The organism is Neopusillimonas aromaticivorans (genome assembly GCF_030344915.1).
In the GTDB taxonomy this organism is placed as follows: Bacteria; Pseudomonadota; Gammaproteobacteria; order Burkholderiales; family Burkholderiaceae_B; genus Neopusillimonas; species Neopusillimonas aromaticivorans.
The window spans coordinates 2,168,512-2,193,161 of sequence record NZ_CP128233.1 but is presented as its reverse complement, the minus strand read 5'-3'; the positions used below and the strand labels follow the sequence as shown (position 1 = coordinate 2,193,161).

At 56.5% G+C, this 24,650-nt stretch carries 20 protein-coding genes, 3 tRNA genes and 8 pseudogenes; 22 read left to right on the top strand and 9 right to left on the bottom strand.

The annotated features are described in order from the left end of the window. Positions 1-5: 5 nt before the first annotated feature. Positions 6-947, top strand: coding sequence for a protein translocase subunit SecF (gene secF, locus N7E01_RS12140; RefSeq protein ID WP_289173060.1), 942 nt, complete (start codon positions 6-8; stop codon positions 945-947). Between the two features lie 162 nt (positions 948-1,109). On the opposite strand, the gene sorU is transcribed toward secF, so the two are convergent. Next, complete coding sequence (sorU, locus tag N7E01_RS12135; RefSeq protein WP_289173059.1) at positions 1,110-1,430, bottom strand: SorU family sulfite dehydrogenase c-type cytochrome subunit; 321 nt, start codon at positions 1,428-1,430, stop codon at positions 1,110-1,112. A gap of 14 nt (positions 1,431-1,444) precedes the next feature. Continuing rightward, on the bottom strand, positions 1,445-2,674 hold the full coding sequence (gene sorT, locus N7E01_RS12130; protein WP_289173058.1) for a SorT family sulfite dehydrogenase catalytic subunit: 1,230 nt from the start codon (positions 2,672-2,674) through the stop codon (positions 1,445-1,447). A gap of 250 nt (positions 2,675-2,924) precedes the next feature. On the opposite strand from sorT, the pseudogene miaB reads away from it, so the two are divergent. From miaB to lnt, 5 genes and pseudogenes are all read left to right on the top strand, one after another. Next, positions 2,925-4,303: pseudogene (miaB, locus tag N7E01_RS12125) on the top strand (tRNA (N6-isopentenyl adenosine(37)-C2)-methylthiotransferase MiaB). Beyond that, positions 4,300-5,318 (top strand): annotated as a pseudogene (locus tag N7E01_RS12120) (PhoH family protein). The pseudogenes miaB and N7E01_RS12120 overlap by 4 nt, the downstream one beginning before the upstream one ends. Continuing rightward, the gene (gene ybeY, locus N7E01_RS12115; RefSeq protein WP_289173057.1) at positions 5,299-5,778 is read left to right on the top strand and encodes an rRNA maturation RNase YbeY; all 480 of its coding nucleotides are present in this window, start codon (positions 5,299-5,301) and stop codon (positions 5,776-5,778) included. The pseudogene N7E01_RS12120 and the gene ybeY overlap by 20 nt, the downstream one beginning before the upstream one ends. A gap of 70 nt (positions 5,779-5,848) precedes the next feature. After that, the gene (locus tag N7E01_RS12110) at positions 5,849-6,727 is read left to right on the top strand and encodes a CorC family transporter (protein WP_289173056.1); all 879 of its coding nucleotides are present in this window, start codon (positions 5,849-5,851) and stop codon (positions 6,725-6,727) included. Continuing rightward, positions 6,720-8,406, top strand: a pseudogene (gene lnt / locus N7E01_RS12105) (apolipoprotein N-acyltransferase). The gene N7E01_RS12110 and the pseudogene lnt overlap by 8 nt, the downstream one beginning before the upstream one ends. A 75-nt stretch (positions 8,407-8,481) precedes the next feature. Here lnt and N7E01_RS12100 read toward each other — a convergent pair. Continuing rightward, positions 8,482-9,998 (bottom strand): annotated as a pseudogene (locus N7E01_RS12100) (putative bifunctional diguanylate cyclase/phosphodiesterase); the annotation flags it as partial. Beyond that, positions 9,899-10,417: a PAS domain S-box protein gene (locus N7E01_RS12095; protein ID WP_289173054.1), complete on the bottom strand. Its 519-nt coding sequence runs from the start codon at positions 10,415-10,417 to the stop codon at positions 9,899-9,901. The pseudogene N7E01_RS12100 and the gene N7E01_RS12095, both read right to left, overlap by 100 nt. A 386-nt stretch (positions 10,418-10,803) precedes the next feature. Here N7E01_RS12095 and N7E01_RS12090 point away from each other — a divergent pair. The 3 genes from N7E01_RS12090 to N7E01_RS12080 all read left to right on the top strand — a co-directional run bounded on the left by N7E01_RS12090 (position 10,804) and on the right by N7E01_RS12080 (position 11,133). Beyond that, positions 10,804-10,879, top strand: a tRNA-Ala gene (locus N7E01_RS12090). A gap of 66 nt (positions 10,880-10,945) precedes the next feature. Continuing rightward, positions 10,946-11,021: transfer RNA gene (locus N7E01_RS12085), tRNA-Glu, on the top strand. A gap of 35 nt (positions 11,022-11,056) precedes the next feature. Beyond that, positions 11,057-11,133, top strand: a tRNA-Asp gene (locus N7E01_RS12080). A 151-nt stretch (positions 11,134-11,284) separates the two neighbouring features. On the opposite strand, the gene N7E01_RS12075 is transcribed toward N7E01_RS12080, so the two are convergent. Beyond that, positions 11,285-12,475: an ISL3 family transposase gene (locus tag N7E01_RS12075; RefSeq protein WP_289173053.1), complete on the bottom strand. Its 1,191-nt coding sequence runs from the start codon at positions 12,473-12,475 to the stop codon at positions 11,285-11,287. A 97-nt stretch (positions 12,476-12,572) separates the two neighbouring features. Then, positions 12,573-13,058 (bottom strand): MarR family winged helix-turn-helix transcriptional regulator, encoded by a 486-nt coding sequence (locus N7E01_RS12070; protein ID WP_289173052.1) that lies wholly within the window; start codon positions 13,056-13,058, stop codon positions 12,573-12,575. Between the two features lie 124 nt (positions 13,059-13,182). Here N7E01_RS12070 and N7E01_RS12065 point away from each other — a divergent pair. From N7E01_RS12065 to N7E01_RS12050, 6 genes and pseudogenes are all read left to right on the top strand, one after another. Then, positions 13,183-13,966 (top strand): annotated as a pseudogene (locus tag N7E01_RS12065) (crotonase/enoyl-CoA hydratase family protein). Between the two features lie 26 nt (positions 13,967-13,992). Next, positions 13,993-14,619: an AMP-binding protein gene (locus tag N7E01_RS18955; RefSeq protein WP_350494850.1), complete on the top strand. Its 627-nt coding sequence runs from the start codon at positions 13,993-13,995 to the stop codon at positions 14,617-14,619. Continuing rightward, complete coding sequence (locus N7E01_RS18950) at positions 14,595-15,104, top strand: AMP-binding protein (protein WP_350494849.1); 510 nt, start codon at positions 14,595-14,597, stop codon at positions 15,102-15,104. The genes N7E01_RS18955 and N7E01_RS18950 overlap by 25 nt, the downstream gene beginning before the upstream one ends. 240 nt (positions 15,105-15,344) lie before the next feature. Then, the gene (locus N7E01_RS18945; RefSeq protein ID WP_350494848.1) at positions 15,345-15,863 is read left to right on the top strand and encodes a hypothetical protein; all 519 of its coding nucleotides are present in this window, start codon (positions 15,345-15,347) and stop codon (positions 15,861-15,863) included. 11 nt (positions 15,864-15,874) lie between these two features. Continuing rightward, a pseudogene (locus N7E01_RS12055) lies at positions 15,875-16,803 on the top strand (amidohydrolase family protein). A gap of 34 nt (positions 16,804-16,837) precedes the next feature. Beyond that, the gene (locus N7E01_RS12050) at positions 16,838-17,572 is read left to right on the top strand and encodes an SDR family NAD(P)-dependent oxidoreductase (protein ID WP_289173051.1); all 735 of its coding nucleotides are present in this window, start codon (positions 16,838-16,840) and stop codon (positions 17,570-17,572) included. Positions 17,573-17,729: 157 nt separating this feature from the next. Here the strand turns inward: N7E01_RS12050 and N7E01_RS12045 are convergent, their stop codons facing one another. Continuing rightward, positions 17,730-18,134 carry an acyl-CoA thioesterase gene (locus tag N7E01_RS12045; RefSeq protein ID WP_289173050.1) on the bottom strand — a complete coding sequence of 135 codons (405 nt, stop codon included), beginning with the start codon at positions 18,132-18,134 and terminating at the stop codon, positions 17,730-17,732. Positions 18,135-18,489: 355 nt separating this feature from the next. Here N7E01_RS12045 and bioB point away from each other — a divergent pair. Further along, a pseudogene (bioB, locus tag N7E01_RS12040) lies at positions 18,490-19,496 on the top strand (biotin synthase BioB). Further along, positions 19,496-20,337: pseudogene (locus tag N7E01_RS12035) on the top strand (EamA/RhaT family transporter). Before bioB ends, N7E01_RS12035 begins: the two co-directional pseudogenes overlap by 1 nt. Here N7E01_RS12035 and N7E01_RS12030 read toward each other — a convergent pair. After that, positions 20,325-21,707 (bottom strand): MFS transporter, encoded by a 1,383-nt coding sequence (locus N7E01_RS12030; protein ID WP_289173049.1) that lies wholly within the window; start codon positions 21,705-21,707, stop codon positions 20,325-20,327. The pseudogene N7E01_RS12035 and the gene N7E01_RS12030 sit on opposite strands and share 13 nt — an antisense overlap. 37 nt (positions 21,708-21,744) lie before the next feature. Then, complete coding sequence (locus N7E01_RS12025) at positions 21,745-22,248, bottom strand: peroxiredoxin (protein WP_289173048.1); 504 nt, start codon at positions 22,246-22,248, stop codon at positions 21,745-21,747. A 132-nt stretch (positions 22,249-22,380) separates the two neighbouring features. Between N7E01_RS12025 and N7E01_RS12020 the strand changes: the two genes are divergently transcribed. The 5 genes from N7E01_RS12020 (at position 22,381) to moaB (ending at position 24,637) form a co-directional block, all read left to right on the top strand. Then, positions 22,381-22,773, top strand: coding sequence for a hypothetical protein (locus tag N7E01_RS12020; RefSeq protein ID WP_289173047.1), 393 nt, complete (start codon positions 22,381-22,383; stop codon positions 22,771-22,773). 129 nt (positions 22,774-22,902) lie between these two features. Beyond that, positions 22,903-23,394, top strand: a complete 492-nt coding sequence (gene moaC / locus N7E01_RS12015; RefSeq protein ID WP_289173046.1) for a cyclic pyranopterin monophosphate synthase MoaC — start codon at positions 22,903-22,905, stop codon at positions 23,392-23,394. Continuing rightward, positions 23,375-23,626 (top strand): MoaD/ThiS family protein, encoded by a 252-nt coding sequence (locus N7E01_RS12010; RefSeq protein WP_289173045.1) that lies wholly within the window; start codon positions 23,375-23,377, stop codon positions 23,624-23,626. Before moaC ends, N7E01_RS12010 begins: the two co-directional genes overlap by 20 nt. Before the next feature lies 1 nt (position 23,627). Beyond that, positions 23,628-24,113 carry a molybdenum cofactor biosynthesis protein MoaE gene (locus tag N7E01_RS12005; RefSeq protein ID WP_289173044.1) on the top strand — a complete coding sequence of 162 codons (486 nt, stop codon included), beginning with the start codon at positions 23,628-23,630 and terminating at the stop codon, positions 24,111-24,113. Further along, positions 24,110-24,637 (top strand): molybdenum cofactor biosynthesis protein B, encoded by a 528-nt coding sequence (moaB, locus tag N7E01_RS12000; protein ID WP_289173043.1) that lies wholly within the window; start codon positions 24,110-24,112, stop codon positions 24,635-24,637. The genes N7E01_RS12005 and moaB overlap by 4 nt, the downstream gene beginning before the upstream one ends. Positions 24,638-24,650: the final 13 nt, after the last annotated feature.

The following is a 24,650-nucleotide window of genomic DNA, read 5'->3' as shown; positions in this document are numbered from 1 at the left end:
CGACCATGGAATTTTTCCGTATCCAACGCACCATCCCGTTCATGCGCAACGCGCTGGTGCTGAACCTCATCAGTTTCATCACCTTTGTACTGGCCGTATTTTTCATTGCCACACGCGGCTTCCACCTGTCGATCGAATTTACGGGTGGTACGGTCATGGAAACGCACTATGAACAAGCCGCCGACCTGGAAAAAATCCGGGGCAGCCTGACTGACCTGGGTTACAGCGATTTCCAGGTGCAAAACTTTGGCACATCGCAAGATGTGCTGATTCGCCTGCCGGTTCGCGAAGGCGAAGACACCGCCAAACAAAGCGAAACCGTGTTCGAAACACTGAAAGCACAAAGCCCGGACGTTGAACTGCGACGGGTAGAGTTCGTCGGGCCGCAAGTGGGGCAGGAGCTGGTGAACAATGGCCTGATGGCACTGCTATGCGTTGTCATCGGCATCATGATTTACCTGGCGATGCGTTTCGAATGGAAATTTGCGTTAGCAGGCGTTGTCGCCAACCTGCACGACGTCGTCATTATTCTCGGCTTCTTCGCCTTTTTCCAATGGGAATTTTCACTGGCGGTACTGGCCGGTGTTCTGGCCGTTCTGGGGTACTCGGTGAACGAATCCGTGGTCATCATGGATCGTATCCGTGAAAACTTCCGTAAAAACCGCAAGGCTTCCGTTCGAGAAATCATTGACAGTGCAATCACCCAAACCATTTCCCGTACCATCATCACCCACGGGTCTACGCAAATCATGGTGGTGTCCATGTTGATCTTTGGCGGCCCCACCCTGCACTACTTTGCCCTGGCGCTCACCATCGGGATCTGGTTCGGCATTTACTCATCCGTGTTTGTTGCGGCCGCCATTGCCATGTGGCTGGGTGTCAAGCGTGAAGACCTGGTGAAACCCGTCAAGAAAGACGACCCGGCCGCCGAACTGGAAGAAGGCTGACCAACCGCGCAGCGGGGCTTGCGCCCGCAGGCATGCGCTCATGTCAGGCACAGCAAGACCGCGCCATTCTGGCGCCATAAACAAGAATGCCCCGGAACGAAACCGGGGCATTCTTGTTTATGGCGGGGCATCCTTGATATCGGCCACCCCCGCTAAAACAACTTACTTGCTTGTAGACTTCACGACATAGGCAGCAACAGCTTCCATATCGGCCGAACTGAGCGAAGCCTTGAACGACGGCATGGCGCCCATACCCTCATTCAGAACCTTGAGGATGCGGGCGGTGTCAGGCTTGAGCTCGTCGAGATTGGGACCAATAGTACCCACCGAGCCCGCGTCAGCCATAACATGACAAACGGAACAGGCCGGTACAGCCTTGGTCATGAACAGCTCTTTACCACGAGCCAGTTGCGCTTCGTCGGCCATGGCGGGCGTGCCTGTAATGGCCAGCAGCGAGGCGGTTGCGATTGCTGCGAATTTCATGAAAACTTCCTTGCTTAAACGACGTTGATTGTGACCATGTGATCCCGCCAGCTATTGTTGTTGTAGCCACGGTTATTCTCGACCCGATCAGCCGGTTGGGTTTCACCTTTTGCGTTGGTTGTGCGGCAAGCCAGATTGTAGCTGCCCGGCTTCAGGTTTGCCTGGAAGGCAAACTGACGCCATGCATATTTACCCAGGTCAGGGCCGACAAACTGCGCTGCTTGCCAGTCTTTGCCCCCATTAAGCGACACCTCGATTTTAGTGGCGGCATCGACGCCACCCATCGCCAGACCACCAATGACAACCTTCCCGGCTTTCACCGGCGCATCGGGGCTGGACGGTGATGTAATCCAGGACTTGGGTGGCATTTGCCACACTGCCGGGAATGTCGCTGCGCCTTTAACACCGATATCGGTCATACGGTAGCTGTTCTGCTGAATGCTGGCCATGGACTGCTCTTTGGTAAAGGCCAGCCGCTTCAGGTACTTGACGCTATTAACGCCGGTATACCCGGGAACAATCAGACGCAAGGGCCCACCATGCGCCAGAGGCAAGGGCTCGCCATTGACCTCCCAGGCCAGAATGGCATCTTGCATGGCTTCAAGCGGTACCGAACGTTCGACCATAACCGTATTTGGATCAAGCCCTGCGGGGATTTCTTCACCGCCGGTGCCGGTCATGTAGACCATACCATTGGCCACACCGCCCAAGGCCTCGACAACTGCCTTGACCGGCACGCCAGTAAAGACCACACAACCTGCAGCACCGACCTGCCACTGAGTACCACCGGGTTTATGCTCAAAATACGCCCGACCGTTACCGGAGCATTGCAGCACCATGGGCAACGCCTGCAAACCCATGGTTTTCAGGTCAGCCACAGTAAACGATTGCGGCTTGCCGACACCCTGCACCTCGACAACCCAAGCGTCAGGGTCTGCCATTATGGACGCATTTGGCGGACTGACATTGTTACGCACGAACAGGCGATTGAGCGGTGTAACAACACTGTTACCAAAAGCGTCGCGACGCGTTTCAATGGTGTTGGCGCTGTGCACGATCATGCTGTCGGCATGCTTCCATTGTGCATATTCAGGTAGCGGTTTAGCCGCGGATACCGGGCCAGGATTCGATTTGGACGCGGGCTCGGTTGAGTCGGCGTGTGCCGTACCCAGACCCGCCCAGGCGGCGGCAGCACCGGCTGCGGCCATGATACGACGACGTGGCAAATTGATTTGTTCAGACATGTCAGCCTCCGAAGGTCAGAACGACAAAAAATATCGAAGATCGATGCTTAATTACAAAAAATTATTTGCTTATACCTCTTCGATATACGCAAATTATTATAGGCCGTAATCATGCGCCAGCCACAGGCCGGACGAACGTCAGCCAACGCACGGGCCGACGGTACGCGAGGCCGGACTCGCGCGGTACAATGATCAATTGTCATCACTCTAATTATGCCCCCGGGATAAACACCCGTTCCGGCGACCCATCATGCAAGAAACCCCACTCAAACGAATCGACACCCCGTCGACCGACACCACACGCCCGCGCAAGCTTTTCATCAAAACCTTCGGCTGCCAGATGAACGAATACGATTCTGACAAAATGGCCGACGTCCTGCGCGGTGACCGTGGCCTGGAAATCACCCAGAACCCTGAAGAAGCCGACGTGATTCTGTTCAACACCTGTTCGGTGCGCGAAAAGGCGCAAGAAAAAGTGTTTTCAGACCTCGGCCGCGTACAGCACCTCAAACAGCTGAACCCCAACCTTGTCATTGGTGTGGGTGGCTGCGTGGCCAGCCAGGAAGGCGACGTCATCGTGCAGCGGGCCCCCTACGTCGATGTGGTATTCGGCCCGCAAACCCTGCACCGCCTGCCGCAACTGATCGAAAAACGCCGCCTGACCGGTCGTTCGCAGGTTGACATCAGCTTCCCTGAAATTGAAAAATTCGATGCCCTCCCGCCAGCGCGCATTGATGGCCCGACGGCCTTTGTGTCGATCATGGAAGGCTGCAGCAAATACTGCACGTTCTGTGTGGTGCCCTATACCCGGGGCGAAGAAATCTCGCGCCCGTTCGACGATGTCCTGACCGAAGTGGCCGACCTGGCCGACCAGGGTGTCAAAGAAATCACCCTGCTCGGGCAAAACGTCAATGCCTATCGTGGCCCCATGGGCGACACCAGCGACATTGCCGACTTCGCCATGCTGCTCGAATACATACACGATATCCCCGGCATCGAACGTATTCGCTACACGACATCGCATCCGAAAGAAATGACCTCGCGCCTCATCGAGGCCCACGGCAACCTGTCCAAACTGGTCCCCTTCCTGCACTTGCCAGTCCAGGCCGGCAGCGATCGCATCCTGGCGGCCATGAAACGGGGCTATACCGGCATCGAATTCAAATCCATCGTGCGGCGGCTGCGTGCAGCGCGGCCAGGCATGACGCTATCGTCGGACTTCATCGTCGGATTTCCCGGCGAAACCGAGGAAGACTTCGAACAAACCCTCAAGCTCATCCGCGATGTGGGTTTTGACCAGTCATTCTCGTTCATCTATTCACGCCGGCCGGGTACCCCGGCTGCCGACCTTGAAGACAACACCACCAAAGAACAGAAGCTTGAACGCCTTTACCGCCTGCAGGCCCTTATCAATGAGCATGCCGCAGCCATCAGTACCGGCATGGTCGGCAGCGTGCAACGGGCACTGGCGGAACGGCCTCGCGGCGCGACCCCAACGAACTGATGGGGCGCACCGAAAACAACCGGATCATCAACTTCCCGGCACCGGCCCACCTGATCGGACACATGGTTGATGTCAAGGTCACCCAAACCAATACCAATACGTTGAAAGGCGAACTGCATACATGACACGAGCCCGACGCAACAAGCCCGTCACCTTGCGCCTTGAAGGCGACAACATGCACCGGCCAACCTGTGTGGCCCCCTGGATGAAAATCTGCGCCAGATTGCCGACGGCTGGAACGTTTCACTGAACCGCCGTGGCAGCCAGATCACCATCGAGGGAGAACAGGCACAGGCAGCCCGCAATGCCGTACAGTGGTTTCATGATCGCGCCGTGCACAAGGCACTGACCATCGACGACATTCAGCTTGGGTTGGTTGAGCTCGGGGCTGGCCGAACACAGCTTGAACCGGAACCCGTTGCCAAAGCACCCGAACTGCCAGAACTGCCGCCAGTCGATGACCTGAGCATGGACCTGGTCTTGCGTACACGCCGCACCGACCTGCGCCCGCGTACGCCACGCCAGCGTGACTATCTCAACAACATCCTCAAGCACGACATCACCTTTGGCGTCGGCCCTGCGGGCACCGGGAAAACCTGGCTTGCTGTCGCCTGCGCCATCGATGCCCTTGAGCGCGATTCCGTTCAACGCCTGGTCCTTACCCGCCCGGCTGTCGAAGCCGGCGAACGCCTGGGCTTTTTGCCAGGCGACCTGGCCCAGAAAGTCGACCCCTATCTGCGCCCGCTTTACGATGCCCTGTACGACCTGATGGGCTTTGAAAAAGTGCAACGACTTTTCGAGAAACAGACGATTGAAATCGCGCCGCTGGCTTACATGCGCGGCCGCACTCTTAATCATTCGTTTGTGATTCTCGACGAAGCCCAGAACACTACGCCGGAACAAATGAAAATGTTCCTGACCCGTATCGGTTTCGGCAGTAAAGCGGTCATCAATGGCGACCCGTCGCAAATTGACCTGCCCAAAGGCCACCCCAGCGGTCTGACGCATGCCCTTGAGGTCCTGGACTCGGTCCAGGGTATCGCCACCACCCGCTTTACCAGCCGCGACGTGGTACGTCATCCCCTGGTCGCCCGTATTGTTGATGCCTACGAAAAAGCCAATGCCAGTCACCACCCCTGAATTCGGTCTTTCGGTTCAATACGGCACAGCAGCCCCTGAACTGCCGCGCTGGCGTCTGCGCAGCTGGCTGAAAGGGGCCGTAAGCTACGTGTCAAAGCAGTTTGAACTCGACATCCAGCGTATTGAAATCAGCCTGCGCATCGTTGATGCCGATGAAGGTCAGGCCCTGAACCGGCAATTCCGGCAAAAGGACTACGCCACCAATGTCCTGACCTTTGAATACGGTACCGACCCGCTGGGCACCCTTCGTGCCGACATTGTGTTGTGCTACCCCGTACTCGTATCCGAAGCCCTTGCACAACACAAGACACTGCAACACCACGCCGCGCATCTAGCGCTGCACGGCCTGCTGCACTCGCTGGGCTACGACCACCTTGACGACGATCAGGCCAGCGAAATGGAGGCGCTGGAAATTGAACTGCTGGACCGCTTGCATATCGCAAACCCCTATATCGCCTGACAACGCGCCACCCTGAAATCGTCACAAATTTCCGTTATGCTTGGGATTCCCTAAACTCGTCCTCGTGACAATGTCCGACTCACAATCCCCCGATACTGAACCTCGACCGGGTAAACCGGCGTCCAAATCACTGCTGGCACGACTCGTTTCGCGCATCCGTGCCGAGCCCGAAGACCGTGAAGATATCCGCGAACTCCTGCAAGCGGCCCACGAACGCGAAATCATTGATGCCGATTCATTTACCATGATTGCCGGTGCCCTTGATGTGGCCAGCAAGACAGCGGGCGATATCATGGTGCCGCGTTCCAGAATGGACATGCTTGACATCAGCAAGCCCTTGTCCGAGCTGTTGCCTGAAATCATCGAGACAGCGCACTCCCGGTTCCCTATCTACGAAAACGATCGTGACAACATTGTCGGCATTTTGCTTGCCAAAGATTTGTTGCTGACCATCACCAATCCATCCATTGACCTGCGTCCCCTGATCCGGCCGGCTGTTTTCATCCCTGAATCCAAGCGTTTGAATGTATTGCTGCACGAATTCCGCAACAACCGCAATCATCTGGCCATCGTCATTAACGAACATGGCGGCACGGCGGGTCTGGTCACCATGGAAGACGTACTCGAACAGATTGTTGGCGACATCGAAGACGAATACGACGAAGAAGCAGAAAAAACCATCTTCCAGACGGGCAGCAACAACTGGCGCGCCATGGGCATTACCGAAATCGATGTCTTTAATCGTGCCTTCAACACCACCCTGCCAAATGATGAATACGACACCCTCGGGGGCTGGATCACCGCAGAACTCGGGCATATCCCAAAGCGTGGCGACACCGTCAACCGCGAAGGTCTGAACATCACCGTGGTCGGAGCCGACGCAATGCGGGTACTTTGGATCAACATCCAGCACGACGAGAACTCCTTGCTCACACCACCCCATGACTAACCCTCGTCTGGCCCGCCTGAACAGTGCCCGGCGCACGCTGCAGCCCCTGCTCATCGGGGCGGCGCACGCCTTCAGCTTTTCCGATGGACCCCTGCCCGTCTGGCTGCTGCCATATGTTCAGGTCCTGACCCTGTCCTTCCTTGCGCTCTGGGTCTGGCGCGCCAGATCGACACGCAGTGCGGCCTTCAGCGGCCTGCTTTTTGGCCTGGGTAATTTCACCCTGGGTTTGTACTGGATCTTTTTCAGCCTGCACACCTATGGCGGCATGCCGCCGGCCATGGCCATCGCAGCGGTACTGGTCATGGGGCTGGGGCTGGCCACCTTCAGCAGCATCGCGTGCGGCCTGACATGGCTTCTGGCCAGAAAACCGATCGCCCTTGGGCCTCTCTCCACCGACTCACCCCCGACGGGTCGATTTACCGGGTTTCTTTTTGCTGTCGCCCTGTGGGCTTCGTGCTGGATGCTGCTCGAGTGGCTGCGCGGCACCTTGTTTACCGGCTTCCCTGGCTGAATGCCGGATACGGCCATGTTGATGGTCCGCTGTCAGGTTGGGCACCAGTACTTGGCGTGTATGGCCTGGCCTGGCTGGCCGCCTTTGTGGCTGGGGCCATTGCCTTGCTCATCAAGTCTCAGCGCAGCGCCAATGAAACCCCCGCCGCCCTAACCGTTGCCTGCGCCATCGCTCTTGTACTGGCGGGTGCCGGTCTGGGCCAGCTGCAATGGTCACAGCCCTATGGTGACCCGATCATGGTTCGCCTGGTTCAGGGCAATATTCCCCAAGCGGTAAAATTTGACCCCGCCCACCTGCAATACGGCATTAACGCCTACCTTCATATGGCCGGTCTGCCCCCGAAAGAAGGCGGTGCTCCGCCCTCGGTCATCATCCTGCCTGAAACCGTCATGCCGGTTTTCCAGAACCGGCTGGCCACACAAACCTGGCAACGGTGGGTCGATATTGCACGCCAACGCAATGCCACCATCGTGATGGGGGCTCCGCTGAATACGTCACCCGATGGCCGGCAGCACTATACCAACAGCGTCATTGCATTCAACGGCACGACCACGCCAGAAACCCTGCATCAGGGCCAAATCGATTTGCGCTACGACAAACACCACCTGGTGCCGTTTGGCGAATTCATTCCGCCCGGCTTTCGCTGGTTTGTCGATGCCATGAACATACCGCTGGGTGACTTTGACCGGGGCAAACAGAGCCAACCACCGTTTGAGCTGGCTGGCCAACGGATTGCACCCAATATTTGCTACGAAGACGTGTTTGGCGAGGAAATCATCCAGGCCGTGCGGTGGGGCACCACAGAGCAGCCCGGTGCCAGCCTGCTGGTCAATGTCAGTAATCTGGCCTGGTTCGGGAAATCATGGGCGCTGCAGCAGCACCTGCAAATATCGCGCCTGCGTGCCATTGAAACAGCGCGGCCCATGCTGCGCGCCACCAACACAGGGATGACCGCGGCCATCGATGCCGACGGTACCGTTCGTGCGGTACTGCCCGACCACCAGATGGGCGTGCTTGACGTTGAGGTGCAAGGGCACAAGGCCTGACCCCTTATGTGCGCTGGGGCAACGGGCCCATACTGGTACTGGGCCTGGCGATCGTCGGTCTGGGTGCTGTCAACCGGCGGCTTTCGCCAGCGAAATCGAGCCCTGGGCCAGCAAACGGGTAAATTCATCAGGGGTACCGGGCGTGAAAACAGGTATCCTTGACCAAAATCACATCCGATCCCGATCAGCAAGTCGCGCTGGGTTTCGGTTTCCACCCCTTCGGCAATAACCTGCAGGCCCAGTTTGTGTGCCATCATGATCATCGCTTCACAAAGCGCCATATCTTCAGACTCAAGTGACAAATTGCGCACAAACGACTGATCGATTTTCAGGTAGTCGATATCGAACTTTTTAAGGTACGACAACGACGAATAGCCGGTACCAAAATCATCCAGCGCAACCTGTACCCCGGCATCCCGAAACCCCAGCAGTTTTTCAGTGACCACCGGTGCGACATCCATCAGGACGCGCTCGGTCAGTTCGACCACAATGCGTTCGGGTTCAAGACCAGAATTGGCCAGATGCTGCAACCACTGCGTATGATCAAGACCTTCACCCCTGAGCTGGATCGGTGACACATTGATACCCACATTGAAGCCATCGTACCCCATGGACCGCCACTCGACCATCTGGCGTGTGGCTTCTTCAAAACCCAGTTCCCGATATTGATAATAAGGCCGTTGTCTTCGGCAAACGGGATGAACAAGGCGGGGCTGACGAACCCCCGCTCGGGATGACGCCAGCGTATCAAGGCCTCGGCCTTGGCAATACGCCCGGTTTTAAGATCGATGACGGGCTGGTAATGAAGGACAAATTCGCCCTTTTCAAGGGCCCCCAACAAGTCACGTGCCAGTTTCCAGCGTTCACGCACGGCCTCGTGCATTTTGACGTCGTAAAAACGAAACTGGCTTCTGCCGGCATCTTTGGCCGCATACATGGCCAGATCGGCATGACGCATCAAGCGCGCAGCGTCACTGGCATCGCCGGGGTAAAACGCCACCCCCACGCTGGCAGACACATACGCGGTTTGCTCTTTAAGACGATAAGGCTTGGCCAACGATTGGAGTACCTGTTCGCAGATACGGCGAATGACGCCGCGATCAGTGATACCGCCTGCGATAATGACAAACTCGTCACCCCCAAGACGGGCCACGGTATCGGCCTCGCGCACGCATTGCGTCAGGCGTCGGGCCACCTGACGCAACAAATCGTCACCCATGGCATGGCCCAATGTGTCATTGACCTCTTTAAAGAAATCAAGATCAAGAAAAATCAGCGCAACTTCAGTTTGTGAACGATGCGCCCTGGCCAGTTCGACACCCAGACGGTCTTCCAGCAATTTCCGGTTAGGCAACCCGGTAAGGAAGTCGTAATTTGCCTGACGCCAGATGAACTGCTCGTTTTCTTTCTTTGCCGTAATATCGGAAAACACACCGATACGGCAGCGAACCGAACCATCGTCGTTGTATGACGTATTGATAACCAGGTTTTCGACGTATTCCTGGCCGTTTTTACGACGATTCCAGATTTCACCACGCCACTTGCCAGTTTTTGCAAGCTGGCCCCACATTTCACGATAGAACGCTTCAGGATGTCGCCCGGAGCTCAGAATATTCAGCCGCTGGCCAACCACCTCGTCAAGGGGGTAACCCGTAATATCGGTAAACGACGGGTTAACGGTAACAATAACCCCGTTGGCATCGGTAATGACCATGGCCTCGCTGCTGTGCTTGTAGACCAGGAAGCCAGGTGCGCAGATTTGGCATCGGCCTTGCGCTGCGTAATATCGAGCATCATGCCAATAAGTACAGGCTCGGGGCCCAGGCGCATCGCCGAGGCATACACTTCGACATCGATGTAGGCCCCGTCTTGTTTGCGTGCCTTGCGCTCGTAGTGAAATTCCGAGATTTCGCCAGACAGCGTACGGGTAACATGAGACCCGACCAGATGCTTTTCATCGTGGGCCACGATGTCGAACAACGACATGTCGTTCAGCATTTCTTCACGCGAATAGCCCAACATTTCTGCCAATTTCGTATTTACATACAAAAAACGATTCTGGCAGATCAGGTAAACGCCGATTACCGCATTTTCGGCCAACGCCTTGAAAAGCGACTCGTCAGGGGAAACCACTCGGCAAACCGGGAAAACGTATCAGGCTGTGAGTCGGACATACGCATGAAAGAAAAATGGTTTAACGCGCAATTATCGCGCAAGCAGGACTTAACTGCTCGTTTTTTTAGAATATGCCGTTGTCGGCAACGCCTGCCCGAACATACATCTCAACGCCGCCGGTCAGTTTTCAACTAATAAAAAAACAGTCTTGCTGAAAAAATGTCTTTTTTTCTTGAAAAAACCTATTCTGTATCAAAAAAACAACGGAAATCAAGAAATATTCAGATTTTTGGGTGCTTTTGCACGCCGACTTGCACAAGCCGAAAATTTGATGCATAATTTCGCTTCTTTACGAAACAGCGCAACGTTGAAACGAAAGTGAAAACGCCAAGCTGGTCCGGTTTGGGGGTATAGCTCAGCTGGGAGAGCGCTTGCATGGCATGCAAGAGGTCAGCGGTTCGATCCCGCTTACCTCCACCAAAAAAACCTTCGTAAAGAAAACAAGCGTTAAAAACTGTGTTATAATGCTTGTCTTAGTTAAGTCCGGTCCCCTTCGTCTAGAGGCCTAGGACATCACCCTTTCACGGTGAGTACAGGGGTTCGAATCCCCTAGGGGACGCCAAAGAAATTTGGCATGGTTAGGCACCAAACCGCTGCGGAGCGGTAGTTCAGTTGGTTAGAATACCGGCCTGTCACGCCGGGGGTCGCGGGTTCGAGTCCCGTCCGCTCCGCCAAAAATTTAAAACCCTGCATTGAAAAATGCAGGGTTTTTTCGTTTCCGGCACTACGGCTCCAGGCTCCACTACTGGGCACTATCAAGACTCTACCGGCTCTACCCCCATTATCGGGGGCGGCTCTACCCCATTATCGGGGGACACGCATTCACTAGACACGGTTAATCACACCGTTCCAACCGCACTGGGCCAAGACCCGTAGGCGGTAATTCTCAAAGTTCCTAAACCCATACGCACGGCGTGAGAGCATTTCCATTTTAGTATGGAAGCCTTCAGTGATGCCGTTCGATTTGGTAAAGCGCCACATTCTCACAATCGGCTCGAGCCACGCCCTGAGCGTTTGGGCCAATGCTCGCGCCGGGCTCTGTTCAAACTGCTCGATCAAGGCCAGGAACTGAGGCATCATTTTCTGGGCCCGCTTTCTGTTCAGGCTTTTCATCACCAGGAATCCGTTCAATTGCTGCTTGGCAAAGTACAGCGCGCGAAGTACCGGCTCTTGGGCCAGATACTGGCGCAGATTCTCCTTCTGTACCGCACTGAGCTTCCAGTGATGACGACGCATCAGACTGAGCAGCCCGCGGTTCTTGCGACCTTCCGGGTCGTACTGCTGCCACAGCTTCAAAAAGTGCTGGTTCACCAGGCGCACGACGTGGAAGCGGTCGGCCACGATGAGGGCGTTGGGGAAGTACTTCTGGGCCATCCGGCGATACGTCTCGGACAGATCCATCACAATAACCCGCACGCTCTCACGCCCGGGAAGACGCTTTAAATAGCTGCGCAGACTCGCCTCAGAGCGTCCCAGCACCACATCAAACACCTTATGGTTCTTCAGATCCACCAGCGTGGTGGCATAGCCCTGCTTGCGCGTAAAGAAGTGCTCATCAATGCCCAGCACCTGCGGACACGCCCGGCCTGATAACTCCGAGACCCGCTGCTTCACAAACGACTGATACCAGCGCTCAACCGTGGCACTGCCTATCTGGTGGGTGATGGATAACTTGCGCTGACTCACACCGCCTTCATGGGCTTCGAACACCTCGAGCCGGTAGGCTTCGGTGGCGCGTCGACGCGGGCCAATACCGGCAAACCGATGACGAAAATACCGGTTGCACTGGGTGCAGTGGTACTTGGGCACGGCCAGGTGCAGCACCATCAATTGGTTACCTTGCCGCGTATGCTTGAGTGTGCGTTGGTACGTGGCCTTGATGCGCAGATTAGGCGCCTGACAGTACAGGCAACTAGGCCGACGTTTGGGCCTGGCCCAGACGTGAATATCCTGTGCCCGGTTGACCTGCTGAACAACTAAACCTGGGATCCCTAGGATAGAATCGATTGGGGACATCGACATACACTCCATTAAACGTGTTTCTTCGCAAAAACAAGTCTAATGAATGTCGGTGTCCCCTTTAATGATGAAGAGCCTCGGGGGCAAACCCTCCTTATTCAGCGGCGACTTTCTCGAGCAATGCAATCAACTGCTTGCGCTCGCGGGCAGTGAGTTTGGCGGCAATCTGTTTTTCATGCTCGCGCAGCAACATATTCAGACGTCGTAATTCGGCATACCCCCTTTCCGTGACCTCAAGCGAATAACTGCGACGATCTTCCGGAATGGGTTGCCGACGCACGTACCCTCCGGACTGAAGCGAATCAATCACTTTTACAACACCGGCCCGGGTAATCCCCAACATATCTGCCAGAACACTTTGATTAATGCCCTGCTGGGTGGCAATAATGCTCAGCGCTGTCATCCGCCCCGGCGTCAGGGAATCGGGCCCCAGCACATTGAACAAAATCCCGTATGTGCGCACCTGGGCACGCTTGATGGCATAACCCAGCGAATCGCGCTGCAGGTCTACATAACTTAGCGGCGGGACATCCGTGAACGCCGACACATCGTCCTCGAGAGAATCAGCAGAAGTAACCAAGGGTTTGCCCTTATAGAGTGGGGATGAACGGAAATATATGATACGCACATTGTTAACTGGATTAACAATATACCTGTTTTGACACAATAATCAATCCTCGTTAATCCTGATCGGAGACACCCCAATGAACTCAAGTACCCCTGAACAGCTGGTCGCTGTGACTGTTGAAGACACGATTGCCACCATCACCCTGACACGACCGACAAAACGCAACGCGCTCAGCCTGCGGGTCGTCGAACAGCTGCGGGTTGCCTTCGATACCCTGCCTGACACCGTACGGGTTGCCATACTGGCCGGTGAAGGCGAACATTTTTGCGCCGGCCTTGACCTGTCTGAACTGACAGAAACCACGACCGCTGAAGGGGTGCAGCATTCATTCAAATGGTATGAAGCGTTCTCAAAAATCCAGTTTGGACGTGTACCCGTCGTTTGTGTCATGCAAGGTGCTGTTGTTGGCGGCGGTCTGGAACTGGCCTCCTCAGCTCACGTCAGGGTTGCCGATGAAACCACCTACTTCGGCTTGCCCGAAGGCCAGCGTGGCATTTTCCTGGGCGGCGGCGGGTCGGTACGCGTATCGAAGCTGATCGGTTTTTCCCGCGTCACGGAAATGATGCTGACCGGACACGTTGTCAATGCCAGTGAAGGGCTGGCCATCAACCTGACGCACTACGTCACACCCAAAGGTCAGGCCATGGATAAAGCGCGTGAACTGGCTCGCAAGATTGCCGGCAATGCCCCCTGTCGAACTTCGCCATTACACAGGCTCTTCCCCTGATTGCTGAACAGCCCATGTCGCACGGCCTGCTGACAGAAGCCCTGATGGCATCGATCACCCAGGGAGCCCCGAAGCAAAAGAACGCGTCAATGCCTTCCTGGAAAAGCGCGCCGCCAAAGTCAGCCTGAGTTAACCCTGACGCACTACTGGAGACAAGCCATGACGACGACAACCAATGCCCCATTTCGCCCTTTGGCACTTGGACCGTATGAAGCCACGCGCGAGGCACTTGCAGACGGCAGCGTGGTGCTGCGCAATGCACGTCCCCTGCAGCCCTTCCCGCGCTGCTACACCGAACCGTTGATGCACTGGGCGACCATCCGCCCCGAAGCCACCCTGCTGGCACAGCGCGTCAATGGCGGCGACTGGCGACACCTGACCTACGCCGACGCGGTCAAGCGCATCCTGCCGATTGCCCAGGCATTACTGCATCGTGGTCTGAGCGCCGAGCGTCCTTTAATGATTCTTTCAGAGAACAGTATCGAGCATGCCTTGCTGGCCTTGGCGGCAGAGCATGTCGGCATACCGTTCGCCCCCATCTCACCAGCCTACTCATTATTGTCAAAAAGCGCCGAACGCGTACGCCACGCCGCAGACCTGCTGACACCGGGTGCCGTCTTTGCCTACGACGCCACACGCTTCGAAAACGCCATCCTCAAGTCAATCCCGCCTGAAACCGAACTGATTTTTGTTGAAGGTGAGATCGAAGGCCGCAAGTGCACCCCTTTGCCGAACTGGAGTCCTACACCGTCACAGCGGCAGTGCAACAGGCTCACCAGGCCGTGACGGGCGACACCATCGCCAAATTCCTGTTTACCTCAGGCTCCACCAAATTGCCCAAGGCGGTCATCAACACGCAGCGCATGATCACCTGCAACCCGCAGATGCACATGCAATGCTATCCCTTTGTGCGCGAAGAACCGCCGGTTCTGGTGGACTGGATGCCCTGGCACCATACCGCGGCCGGCAACAATAACTTCGGGGTTGTGCTGTACAACGGCGGCACCATGTACATCGACGAGGGCAAACCCACACCCGAAGGCATGGCTGAAACCCTGCGCAACTTGCGCGAAGTGCCGTCCACCATTTACTACTCGGTTCCGAAAGGCCTTGAAGTGCTGGCCCATGAGATGAAACGCGACGAAGTCTTGCGCAAAACCTTCTTCAGCCGCCTGCGCCTGATTTTCCCCAACGGTGCCGCACTGCCTGCACCGCTGAAAAAACCATCGACGAACTTGCCATTCAAACCGTCGGGGCCCGTATTCCCATGACGGCTGGTCTGGGGATGACGGAAAGCGCCCCTTCGCCACATCCGCACACCAGGCCGACTGGCAAGCCGGTGTTATCGGCATTCCCGCCCCTGGCTGCGATGTCAAGCTAACCCCTGCGGCGACAAGCTGGAGGTACGCTATCGCGGTCCCAACATTACGCCGGGCTACTGGCGCCAGCCTGAACTGACTGCTGAAGCCTTCGATGCCGACGGTTTCTTCTGCAGCGGTGATGCTGCTCTGATGATTGACGAAAACGATGCCAGTGCCGGCCTGCGCTTCAACGGCCGTATCGCTGAAGATTTCAAGCTGATCAGCGGAACCTGGGTTAATGTCGGCGCAATGCGTTCACAAATCATCGCGGCCGGCGCGCCGTTCATTCATGATGCGGTCATTACCGGCCACGACCGGGATGAGCTGGGTATGCTGATTCTGTTGCTGCCAACCGCCACCGGACTGTCACCCGACTTGCCTGAAGGCGCTTCACTGGCGGAAATTGCCTCAAACCCCGATGTTCGCGCCTGGGCACAAGCGCTATTGAACACCCTTTGGGCCAAAGGCACCGGGAGTTCCAACCGGGTCGTACGCGCCCTGCTTCTGAAAGACCCCGCCCTGATGGAACTGGGTGAAATGACCGACAAAGGGTCCATTAACCAGCGTACCATGTTGCGTACCCGTGCCGCACTGGTCGAGAAACTGTACGAAGTTCAGCCCGATGACGATGACGTCTTGCTGGCCCAACCCCATTCTGCAACTGCCTGAAAGGACACTGTATGACTGAACAGAAACCCCTTGTCGCGATTGATATCCATATTCACGCCACGGTATCGACACGCAACCCGCCCGACGAGGTCGCGATCGCTTTTGACAAGGCCATGGCCGAGTACTTCAAAGAAAAGATGCCACGGCCCACCATTGAAGAAACTGCCGCCTACTACCGCGAACGCAACATGATGGCGGTGATCTTTACGGTTGATACCGAACGCGCCAACGGCCAGGTTCGTATCTCCAACGAGGAAGTCGCGGAAGAAACGGCCAAGCATAAAGACGTGTTGATCCCGTTCGCCAGCATTGACCCGATGCGCGGCAAAATGGGGGCACGTGAGGCCCGTCGCCTGATCAACGAATTTGGCATTCGCGGCTTCAAGTTCCACCCGTCCGCACAAGAATTTTACCCGAATGACCGGGCCGCCTACGACCTGTACGAAGTCATTGCCGAGGCCGGTCTGCCTGCCATTTTCCACAGTGGCCAGACCGGTGTGGGTGCCCGCATGCGTGGCGGTGGCGGCGTACGCCTGAAGTACTCTGACCCGATGTACCTGGACGATGTCGCGGTTGATTTCCCCGACATGCCCATTGTGATTGCCCACCCGTCATTCCCCTGGCAAGAAAATGCGCTGGCGGTTGCGACCCACAAACCTCAGGTGTATATCGACCTGTCAGGGTGGTCACCCAAATATTTCCCGCCCATTCTCGTGCAATATGCCAACACCATCCTGAAAGACAAGATGCTGTTTGGCTCCGATTTCCCGGTCATGACGCCTGACCGCTGGCTGGAAGATTTCGACAAAATCGGCATCCGTGACGAAGTCAAACCCTGATTCTGCGTGATAACGCTGTGCGGCTGCTCGGCCTGGACAAAGACCCTGTCTATGGTCGCTACGCCCGCCTGAAACCACCCACCGCCGACGGTTGCTGTTAAGGAGACACACCATGGATCTCAAAGATACCCTGTATTGATCACCGGTGGTGCCTCGGGCCTGGGTGAAGCCACCGCCGAGCGCCTCGCCAGACAAGGTGCCAAGGTTGCCATTCTGGATGTACAAACCGAACGCGCACAAACCGTTGCGGAACGCATCGGTGGCATCGCTGTTCACTGCGACGTCACCAGCGCCGAAAGTGCGCAGGAAGCCATTGCCATCGCCCGTGAAAAACACGGTGTTGCACGGGTGCTGGTCAATTGCGCCGGTGCAGGCTCGGGCAAACGAGTGGTCGGCAAAAGCGGCCCGATGCCGCTGGAAGACTTCACCAAAATCATCAACCTGAACCTCGTCGGCACCTTCAACATGACCCGCCTGGCAGCGGCTGACATGATCGCCAGCGACCCGATCGGCGAGGAGCGCGGTGTGATTCTGTTCACCAGCTCAGTGGCTGCTTTCGAAGGGCAAATCGGCCAGGCCGCCTACGCAGCATCCAAGGGTGGCGTCGCATCGATGACCATTCAGCTGGCGCGCGAGTTCGCCCAGTTTGGCGTACGCGTCATGACCATTGCGCCGGGCATTTTCCTGACGCCGCTGCTGTACACGGCATCACCCGAAGTGCAGGAATCGCTGGCCAACGGCATTCCTTTCCCGCGCCGCCTGGGGCAACCCGATGAATTTGCCGATCTGGTCAGCCATATTGTCGGCAACCGCTACCTGAACGGCGAAATCATCCGTATCGATGGGGCAACCCGCATGGCGCCGCGCTAAGTACAGTTAAGGCAATAACCCCGGCGCTTTTAAACCTGACCGGAAAAACCAGACCCTGCTGATCCGGAGATCTGCAGGGCGCGGAAATGAAAAGGGTGCCTGCCGGCACCCTTTTCATGACGGTCGGCTAAATACCCGCCGGCCACTGAAGCCTTGCTTACTTGAAGTAAGCCTTGAACTCGTCGGGCACATTGGCACCCTTGATACCACCGTCGTCTTTGTACTGCGCCCAGGCACGCAATTCGTGACCGGTCGCCAGCAAACGATCACCGCACTTGACGGTATAGGGCACTTTGAAACGGCGCTCAAACCATTCAATCTCGCCAGCCTCAATCGTAATCACGTCATCGTAGGCGCCAGGCGAACGGAACGTGGCACCGACATCAACCAGCGGAGTCACGCCCTTGAGTTTATGACGGATATCGCGCTGGCTAAGGCCACGGCTGCGCAACAAGCCCTGGAATGTGCAGTCAAACCAATAAAAGTAATTGGGGTAGAAAACAATTCCGGCTTCATCACAGTCACCCCATTCGATGGTGACTTCTTTCGTAAACAAGGTCATGCGTCAAGTCTCCGGCATGCAAAAGGCATGATGATAGCGGTTTACGGGAGGGTTCGTCATTTTTACAACAGGTAACTATTTTGCGAAGTGACCTGTCATCATGACCGATCCGAATGTTAGCCAAACAATTGGCGAAAAATAAAAGAACTTGAAGTCTAAATTAAAAATATTGGCTGATTTTATGGCCTGAATGCGGTTGCAGCCATCTGCCCCCGCCAATAACATACACACTGCATTTCCCCGGGCATCTACCACGACGCGACACGGTGCATCTCCAGCGCACCCTCCAGGCCATCATCCGGAACTGCCCGAAACCTGTTCAACATCCCCGACACCCGTATAGAAGAGCTGCATCATGGAAGCTGTTGCCATTTCCCGTCACGAACCTGCCGTCACACCTGACACCCGACGCTGGAATGTCAAATCCGTATTGGCGTTGTACGAGCTGCCTTTCCCCGAGCTCATGTACCAGGCGCAAACCGTCCATCGTGAAAATCACGACATCAATGCCGTCCAGCTGTCCAGCCTGCTGTCCATCAAAACCGGTGGCTGTCCGGAAGATTGTTCGTATTGCCCGCAATCGTCACGCTACGATACCCCGGTCGAAAAAGAAGAACTCTTGCCTCTGGACGAAGTTCTGCAGGCCGCACGCGAAGCCAAGGCCAGCGGTGCGCAGCGTTTTTGCATGGGGGCCGCCTGGCGCTCACCCAAGGCACACCACATTGACGCCGTAGCCGAAATGGTGCGACAGGTGAAAGCACTTGGCCTGGAAACCTGCGTCACCCTGGGCATGCTCAAAGAAGGCCAGGCCGAACAGCTGAAAGCGGCGGGGCTCGATTACTACAATCACAACCTGGATACCTCGCCCGAATTTTACGGCGAGATCATTTCAACCCGTACTTATCAAGATCGCCTGGATACCCTGGAACGTGTACGCAATGCAGGGGTCAACGTGTGCTGTGGCGGTATTGTCGGGCTGGGCGAATCACGTCGCGAGCGTGCAGGCCTGATCGTTCAGCTGGCCAATATGTCCCCCTACCCTGAGTCGGTGCCCATCAACAACCTGGTCAAGGTTGAAGGCACCCTTTGCAAGACACGGCCGACATTGACCCGCTGGAGTTCGTTCGCACCATTGCCATTGCCCGCATCACCATGCCCAAGACACATGTCCGCCTGTCGGCAGGCCGCGAAGCCATGAGTGATACCCTGCAAACCCTGTGCTTTCTGGCCGGCGCCAACTCGATTTTCTATGGTGAAAAACTGTTGACCACAGGCAACCCGCAATTTGTGGAAGACCAGAAACTGTTTGACCGGCTGGGTTTGCATGCCAGTCAGCAGCAGGCGCCTGCCCACCACGGCTGATGTTCCTTCTGATTCTCAGCATCGGCTGCAGCGTTGCTGTTTCGGTACTGCTCAAGATCGCCCGACGTCACCATGTGCCTGTCGGGCAGGCGATTGCGGTCAACTATGTCGTGGCCTCCGTACTTTGCGTAACGCTGCTGCGCCCTCTCTGGACACCCTGCTGGTGCCTTCGGCCTCGTCGGGCATCCTGGCCGCCTTGGGCCTGCTGCTGCCCGCTGTCTTTCTGGTGATGGCCGCTGCGGTACGACATGCCGGCATCGTGCTCAGCGACGCCGCACAGCGTCTGTCGCTGCTCGTCCCGCTGGCCGCAGCGTTTCTATGGTTTGGTGAAACCTTCAGCACACAAAAACTGATCGCGATTGGCGTGGCCTTCCTGGCGTTGCTGGCCCTGCTGATACGACCGGCCGGCGCACACCGCCAGAACCTGATGACGCTGCTGTGCCTGATGGGCGTCTGGCTGGGTTACGGCACGATTGATATCCTGTTCAAGGAAATGGCCCGCCAGGGCACCGCCTTTGCCGCCACACTGCTGGGTGCGTTTGGACTGGCCGGGGTCGTCATGTTTGCCGGACTGACCTTACAGCGTACCCAATGGCAACAGGCAGGCGTTATCGGCGGCCTGGTGCTGGGCCTGCTGAATTTCGGCAATATTTACTTCTACATCAGTGCCCACCAGGCTTTCCCCACCAACCCCAGCCTGGTTTTCGCAACCATGAACATTGGTGTCATTACGCTGGGTACGCTGGTGGGCGCGCTGGTGTTTAACGAAAAACTGTCACGCATCAACCTGGCGGGCATTGCGCTGGCGATTACCGCGATGTGGCTGCTTTACCCGCGCTGAGGCGGTGTAGCCGTATCATCAGCTACCGACGACTCGACAGCGGTCGCCTGTGCTGCCGGCGCTTGATGCGAAATATCAGTTTCAAAATCGATACGCGGGTCAAGTGCCGGGGCCACCGGGGCAGTTTCCATGTCGGTCATGGGAACAAACCGGGTTGGCGCATCCTGGCTCAGATGAACCCCGGTCATACGCTGGGGACGCACATAGAGCACCAGCAAACCAGAGCAGGCAGCGACAAACACAAAGAATGTGTCAGGGTTGATCTCGCGCATGATGGCCCCTGCCGCCAATGGGCCCAGACAGGCGCCAAGCCCGTAAACCATCAAGACAATGGCACTTAAACCAACACGACGCTCGGGCTCGACATTGTCATTGGCGAACGCCGAAGCAATGGGATACAAGGTGAACTGAAACACGCCAAAACACGCCGACACCACAAGTAAAACCCAGTACGGCATCACCATCCACCCCCACAACGGAATACTGATGATGACCAGGGCAATGGCATTGAGCCGCATCAGACGGGCACGATCCATGCGATCAGCCAGCCAGCCCATCGGCCATTGCGACACCAAACCGGCAGCGACGGCAACCGCCACGAACATGGCCACCTGATCACCTGAAAGATTCTGCTTGTAAGCAAACACCGGGCCAAGACCATAAAAGGCACCAGTCAAGGTACCGGTGATGAACACAACGACAAGACTGACGGGCACACGCGCCAGGTAATAACGCGGCATCAGGGGAGCCGGCTCGACGATGGCCGGATGCAACCGGCGCGTCAGCGCAACCGGCAACAAGCACAAAGCCGAACACATGGCCGCAAACACCAGAGGCTGATAATCAAGCGCAGGAAACAGCGTCAGGGAAAACTGGCCCAGCACCGTACCCAAACCCGAAAACACCATGTAGAACGCAAACACCTTGCCACGCGACGTGTTTTCGGTTTGCTCGTTCAGCCAGTTCTCAATGACCATGAACTGCGTCACCATGGCCAGGCCCGCAAGAAAACGCAACCCAACCCATACCCACAGGTTATCAATCAGAGCCTGCGCCAGTACGGCTACCGTAACCACGGCCGCCGACGACGCGTAAGCCCGTATGTGACCGACACGGCCAATAAGCCGGTGACCATTTCGGGCACCCAATACCAACCCCAGGTAGTACACCGCAATCAGGGAGCCCACCCAGAGCTCGGACACCTGGGCTTCGGCCAGCCGAATACCCAGGTAGGTGTTGAACAAACCGGTGCCCAACAACAGCAGCAGAGTTGCCAGATACAACGACGAGAATGAAATGACAGCACCAATCATGCCGCCGCGATTCCTTGCTTGAACGCCATAAGCTCCTGCACGGTTTACGTCTTGCACGGCGTTGCTTTGATGACAACGCCGCTTCACTCAAGATTTAGAGTTGCTGCAACAACGTTGCGGCATCACTGACGGAATAGCCGCCCCCGTTTTCAAGATTGAGCAGGGTGACCACACCATTGTCGACGACCATGGAATAACGTTGTGAGCGCACGCCCAGACCACGGTCGACCAGATCAAGCTCCAGCCCCAACGCACGTGTCCAGAGGCCACTGCCATCGGCCATCATGCGAATGCGGCCATTAACCTTCTGATCACGCCCCCAAGCGCCCATGACAAAGGCGTCATTTACCGCAACACACCAGATCTCATCAATACCTTTGGCCTTCAATGCGTCAAAATGTTCCAGAAAGCCGGGGACATGCTGGGCCGAACATGTGGGCGTAAATGCTCCGGGAACAGCAAAAATCGCGATTTTTTTGCCCTTGACCAGATCAGAAACCTTGAATGCGTTAGGACCAAGACTGCAGCCCTGCTGTTCAACCTCGATGAATTCGGTCAGTGTGCCTTCCGGCAGGGTATCACCTGTTTTGATCGTCATAGCGTTCCTCTTGGTAAATCATTGAAAAAATAAACATTCTAATACCAGCACGTCATGCGCCTGTAACGCAACCCTGTCAGAATAAGGGTCTTCATAAAAGAAAAACCCTTCCTTCGCGAACGGGACACCCACATGATTCTGCCAAAAATATCTGCCGCAATTTTGTCTATGGCCACCTATGGCTCGGCCTATGCGGTTGCTGACCGCCAGCTTTGCATTTCGTTTGAACAATGGGTCGTCATGGCGGGTGCAACCAACGGGGCCGCCTGCGTTTTTGGTGTGGAACTGGACGACGCCAACCTGCATCGCATGACAGCCCGCCATAATTTCACCCGCTACGCCGAAGAACACGGCCTGTTGCTCGACGAATTCGACCCTCTGTTCGAACGCGGCGTCATCGAAGGCGAAACCCTGACGCGTCGTCGCGCCTCGATTATCGTACCGCGTCATGACGGCCTGATTAAAGGGTTCCATCATGACAAGCTCATTGATTACGCGCGTATCCGGAATGCGCTGGGGCATTGAACCCATGACGAAAATTTGACCAATGCCGAGAACATTGCCATCCAGGCGCTGAGTCGGCCACAAAACCACACGCCCTCCCCTTGCGTATATCATCTGTCTTTCATGCCATAACAACGATTAGCAGAGACGATGAGCAACAACGACGAACCCATTCTCAGTCACCTGGATGAATCCGGGCAGATCCGCATGGTCGATGTGGGCAATAAAGCCCCCACCCAGCGCAGCGCCACGGCTCAAGGGCGTGTGGTCATGAGCGCACAGGCCTTTGGCCTGCTGACGGCACGCGATAATGCCAAAGGCGAAGTACTGAATACGGCGCGTGTCGCCGGTATTCTGGCCGCCAAGCGGTGCGCCGAACTGATACCCCTGTGCCATAGCCTGCCCCTCAGCTTTGCCGGCGTCGACTTTGCCCTTGACGAAGCCACACACAGCGTTACCATTACCTCAACCTGCCGCACCGATGCCAAAACCGGCGTCGAAATGGAGGCCATGACCGCCTGCAGCGTGGCCGCACTGACGGTGTACGATATGTGCAAAGCCGCCGACAAAGGCATCATTCTGGAAAACATCCGACTGATTCACAAATCCGGAGGTAAAAGCGGTGAGTGGCACAGCAATTAATGTTCTTTACTTTGCGCAGGTTGCCGAGCTGACCGGCACACGACTTGAAACCTGGCCGTTGGCAGAACCCGTTACCGGGGCCGACTGGCTGGTTCAGCTTGAATCCCGTTACCCGCAGCTGGCACCCGCAAAACGGCTGAAGCTGGCGGTCAACCAGTTCCATGTCAAACCCTCTGCCATTATTAATCCGGGCGACGAAGTGGCCGTCTTCGAACCGGTTACCGGGGGCTGATATGGTGGTGGTGCAAACTGACGACTTCAATGTCGCAGACCTGACCGCACAACTGCGCACGCGCACCGCCGGGCAGGCCGGCGCCCTGGTGACCTTCACCGGCTATGTGCGCGATTATGCCGAAGGCCAGCATACCCGCACCCTGTTTCTTGAGCACTACCCCGGCATGTGCGAACGTGAAATCACCGAGATCTGCACGCAAGCGCAACAGCGCTGGAATGTGCCCGAACCTGTGGTCGTTCATCGTGTAGGCGAACTGGGGAACGCCGAACAAATTGTATTTGTGGGCGTTGCCAGCGCTCACCGTGGCGATGCGTTCCGGGCCTGCGAGTTCATTATCGATGCCCTGAAAACACGCGCGCCCTTCTGGAAGCGCGAGACACTGTCAAACGGCGAACGCTTTTGGGTACAGCAGCGCGAAACCGACGCTGAAAAAACTGCCCGGTGGGGCACCGATACGTCAACTGACACCACGGAGCCATCATGAGCAAGACCAGGCCCGACACACCGCCAATACGTCTGAATTGTGCGGTACTGACCATTTCAGACACCCGCACTCGCGCCAACGATACCTCGGGTGACTACCTGGAACACGCGCTGACCGAGGCCGGCCACCACTGCGTTCAGCGTGAAATCAGCAGCGGCAATATTTACGAGTTGCGCAAAATCATCAGTGCCTGGATTGCCGACCCGGCCATTCAGGTCATTCTGACCAATGGGGGCACAGGCTATTCGCATCAAAAAGCCACGGCCGCAGCCATTACACCCTTGCTGGATGTCACCATCGCCGGTTTCGGTGAACTGTTCCGGCATTTGTCGTTTCTCGAAATCGGCAGTTCCACATTGCAGTCTGACGCCTTCGCCGGCGGAGCCAACGACACGCTGATCTTTTGCATGCCCGGCTCGACCGGTGCCTGCCGCACAGCCTTCGAGCGCATTATCAAAGAGCAACTTGACAGCACCCATCGCCCCTGCAACTTTGCCAGCCATTATCTTGAATCTTCCGGTTAAACCCCATGAACAC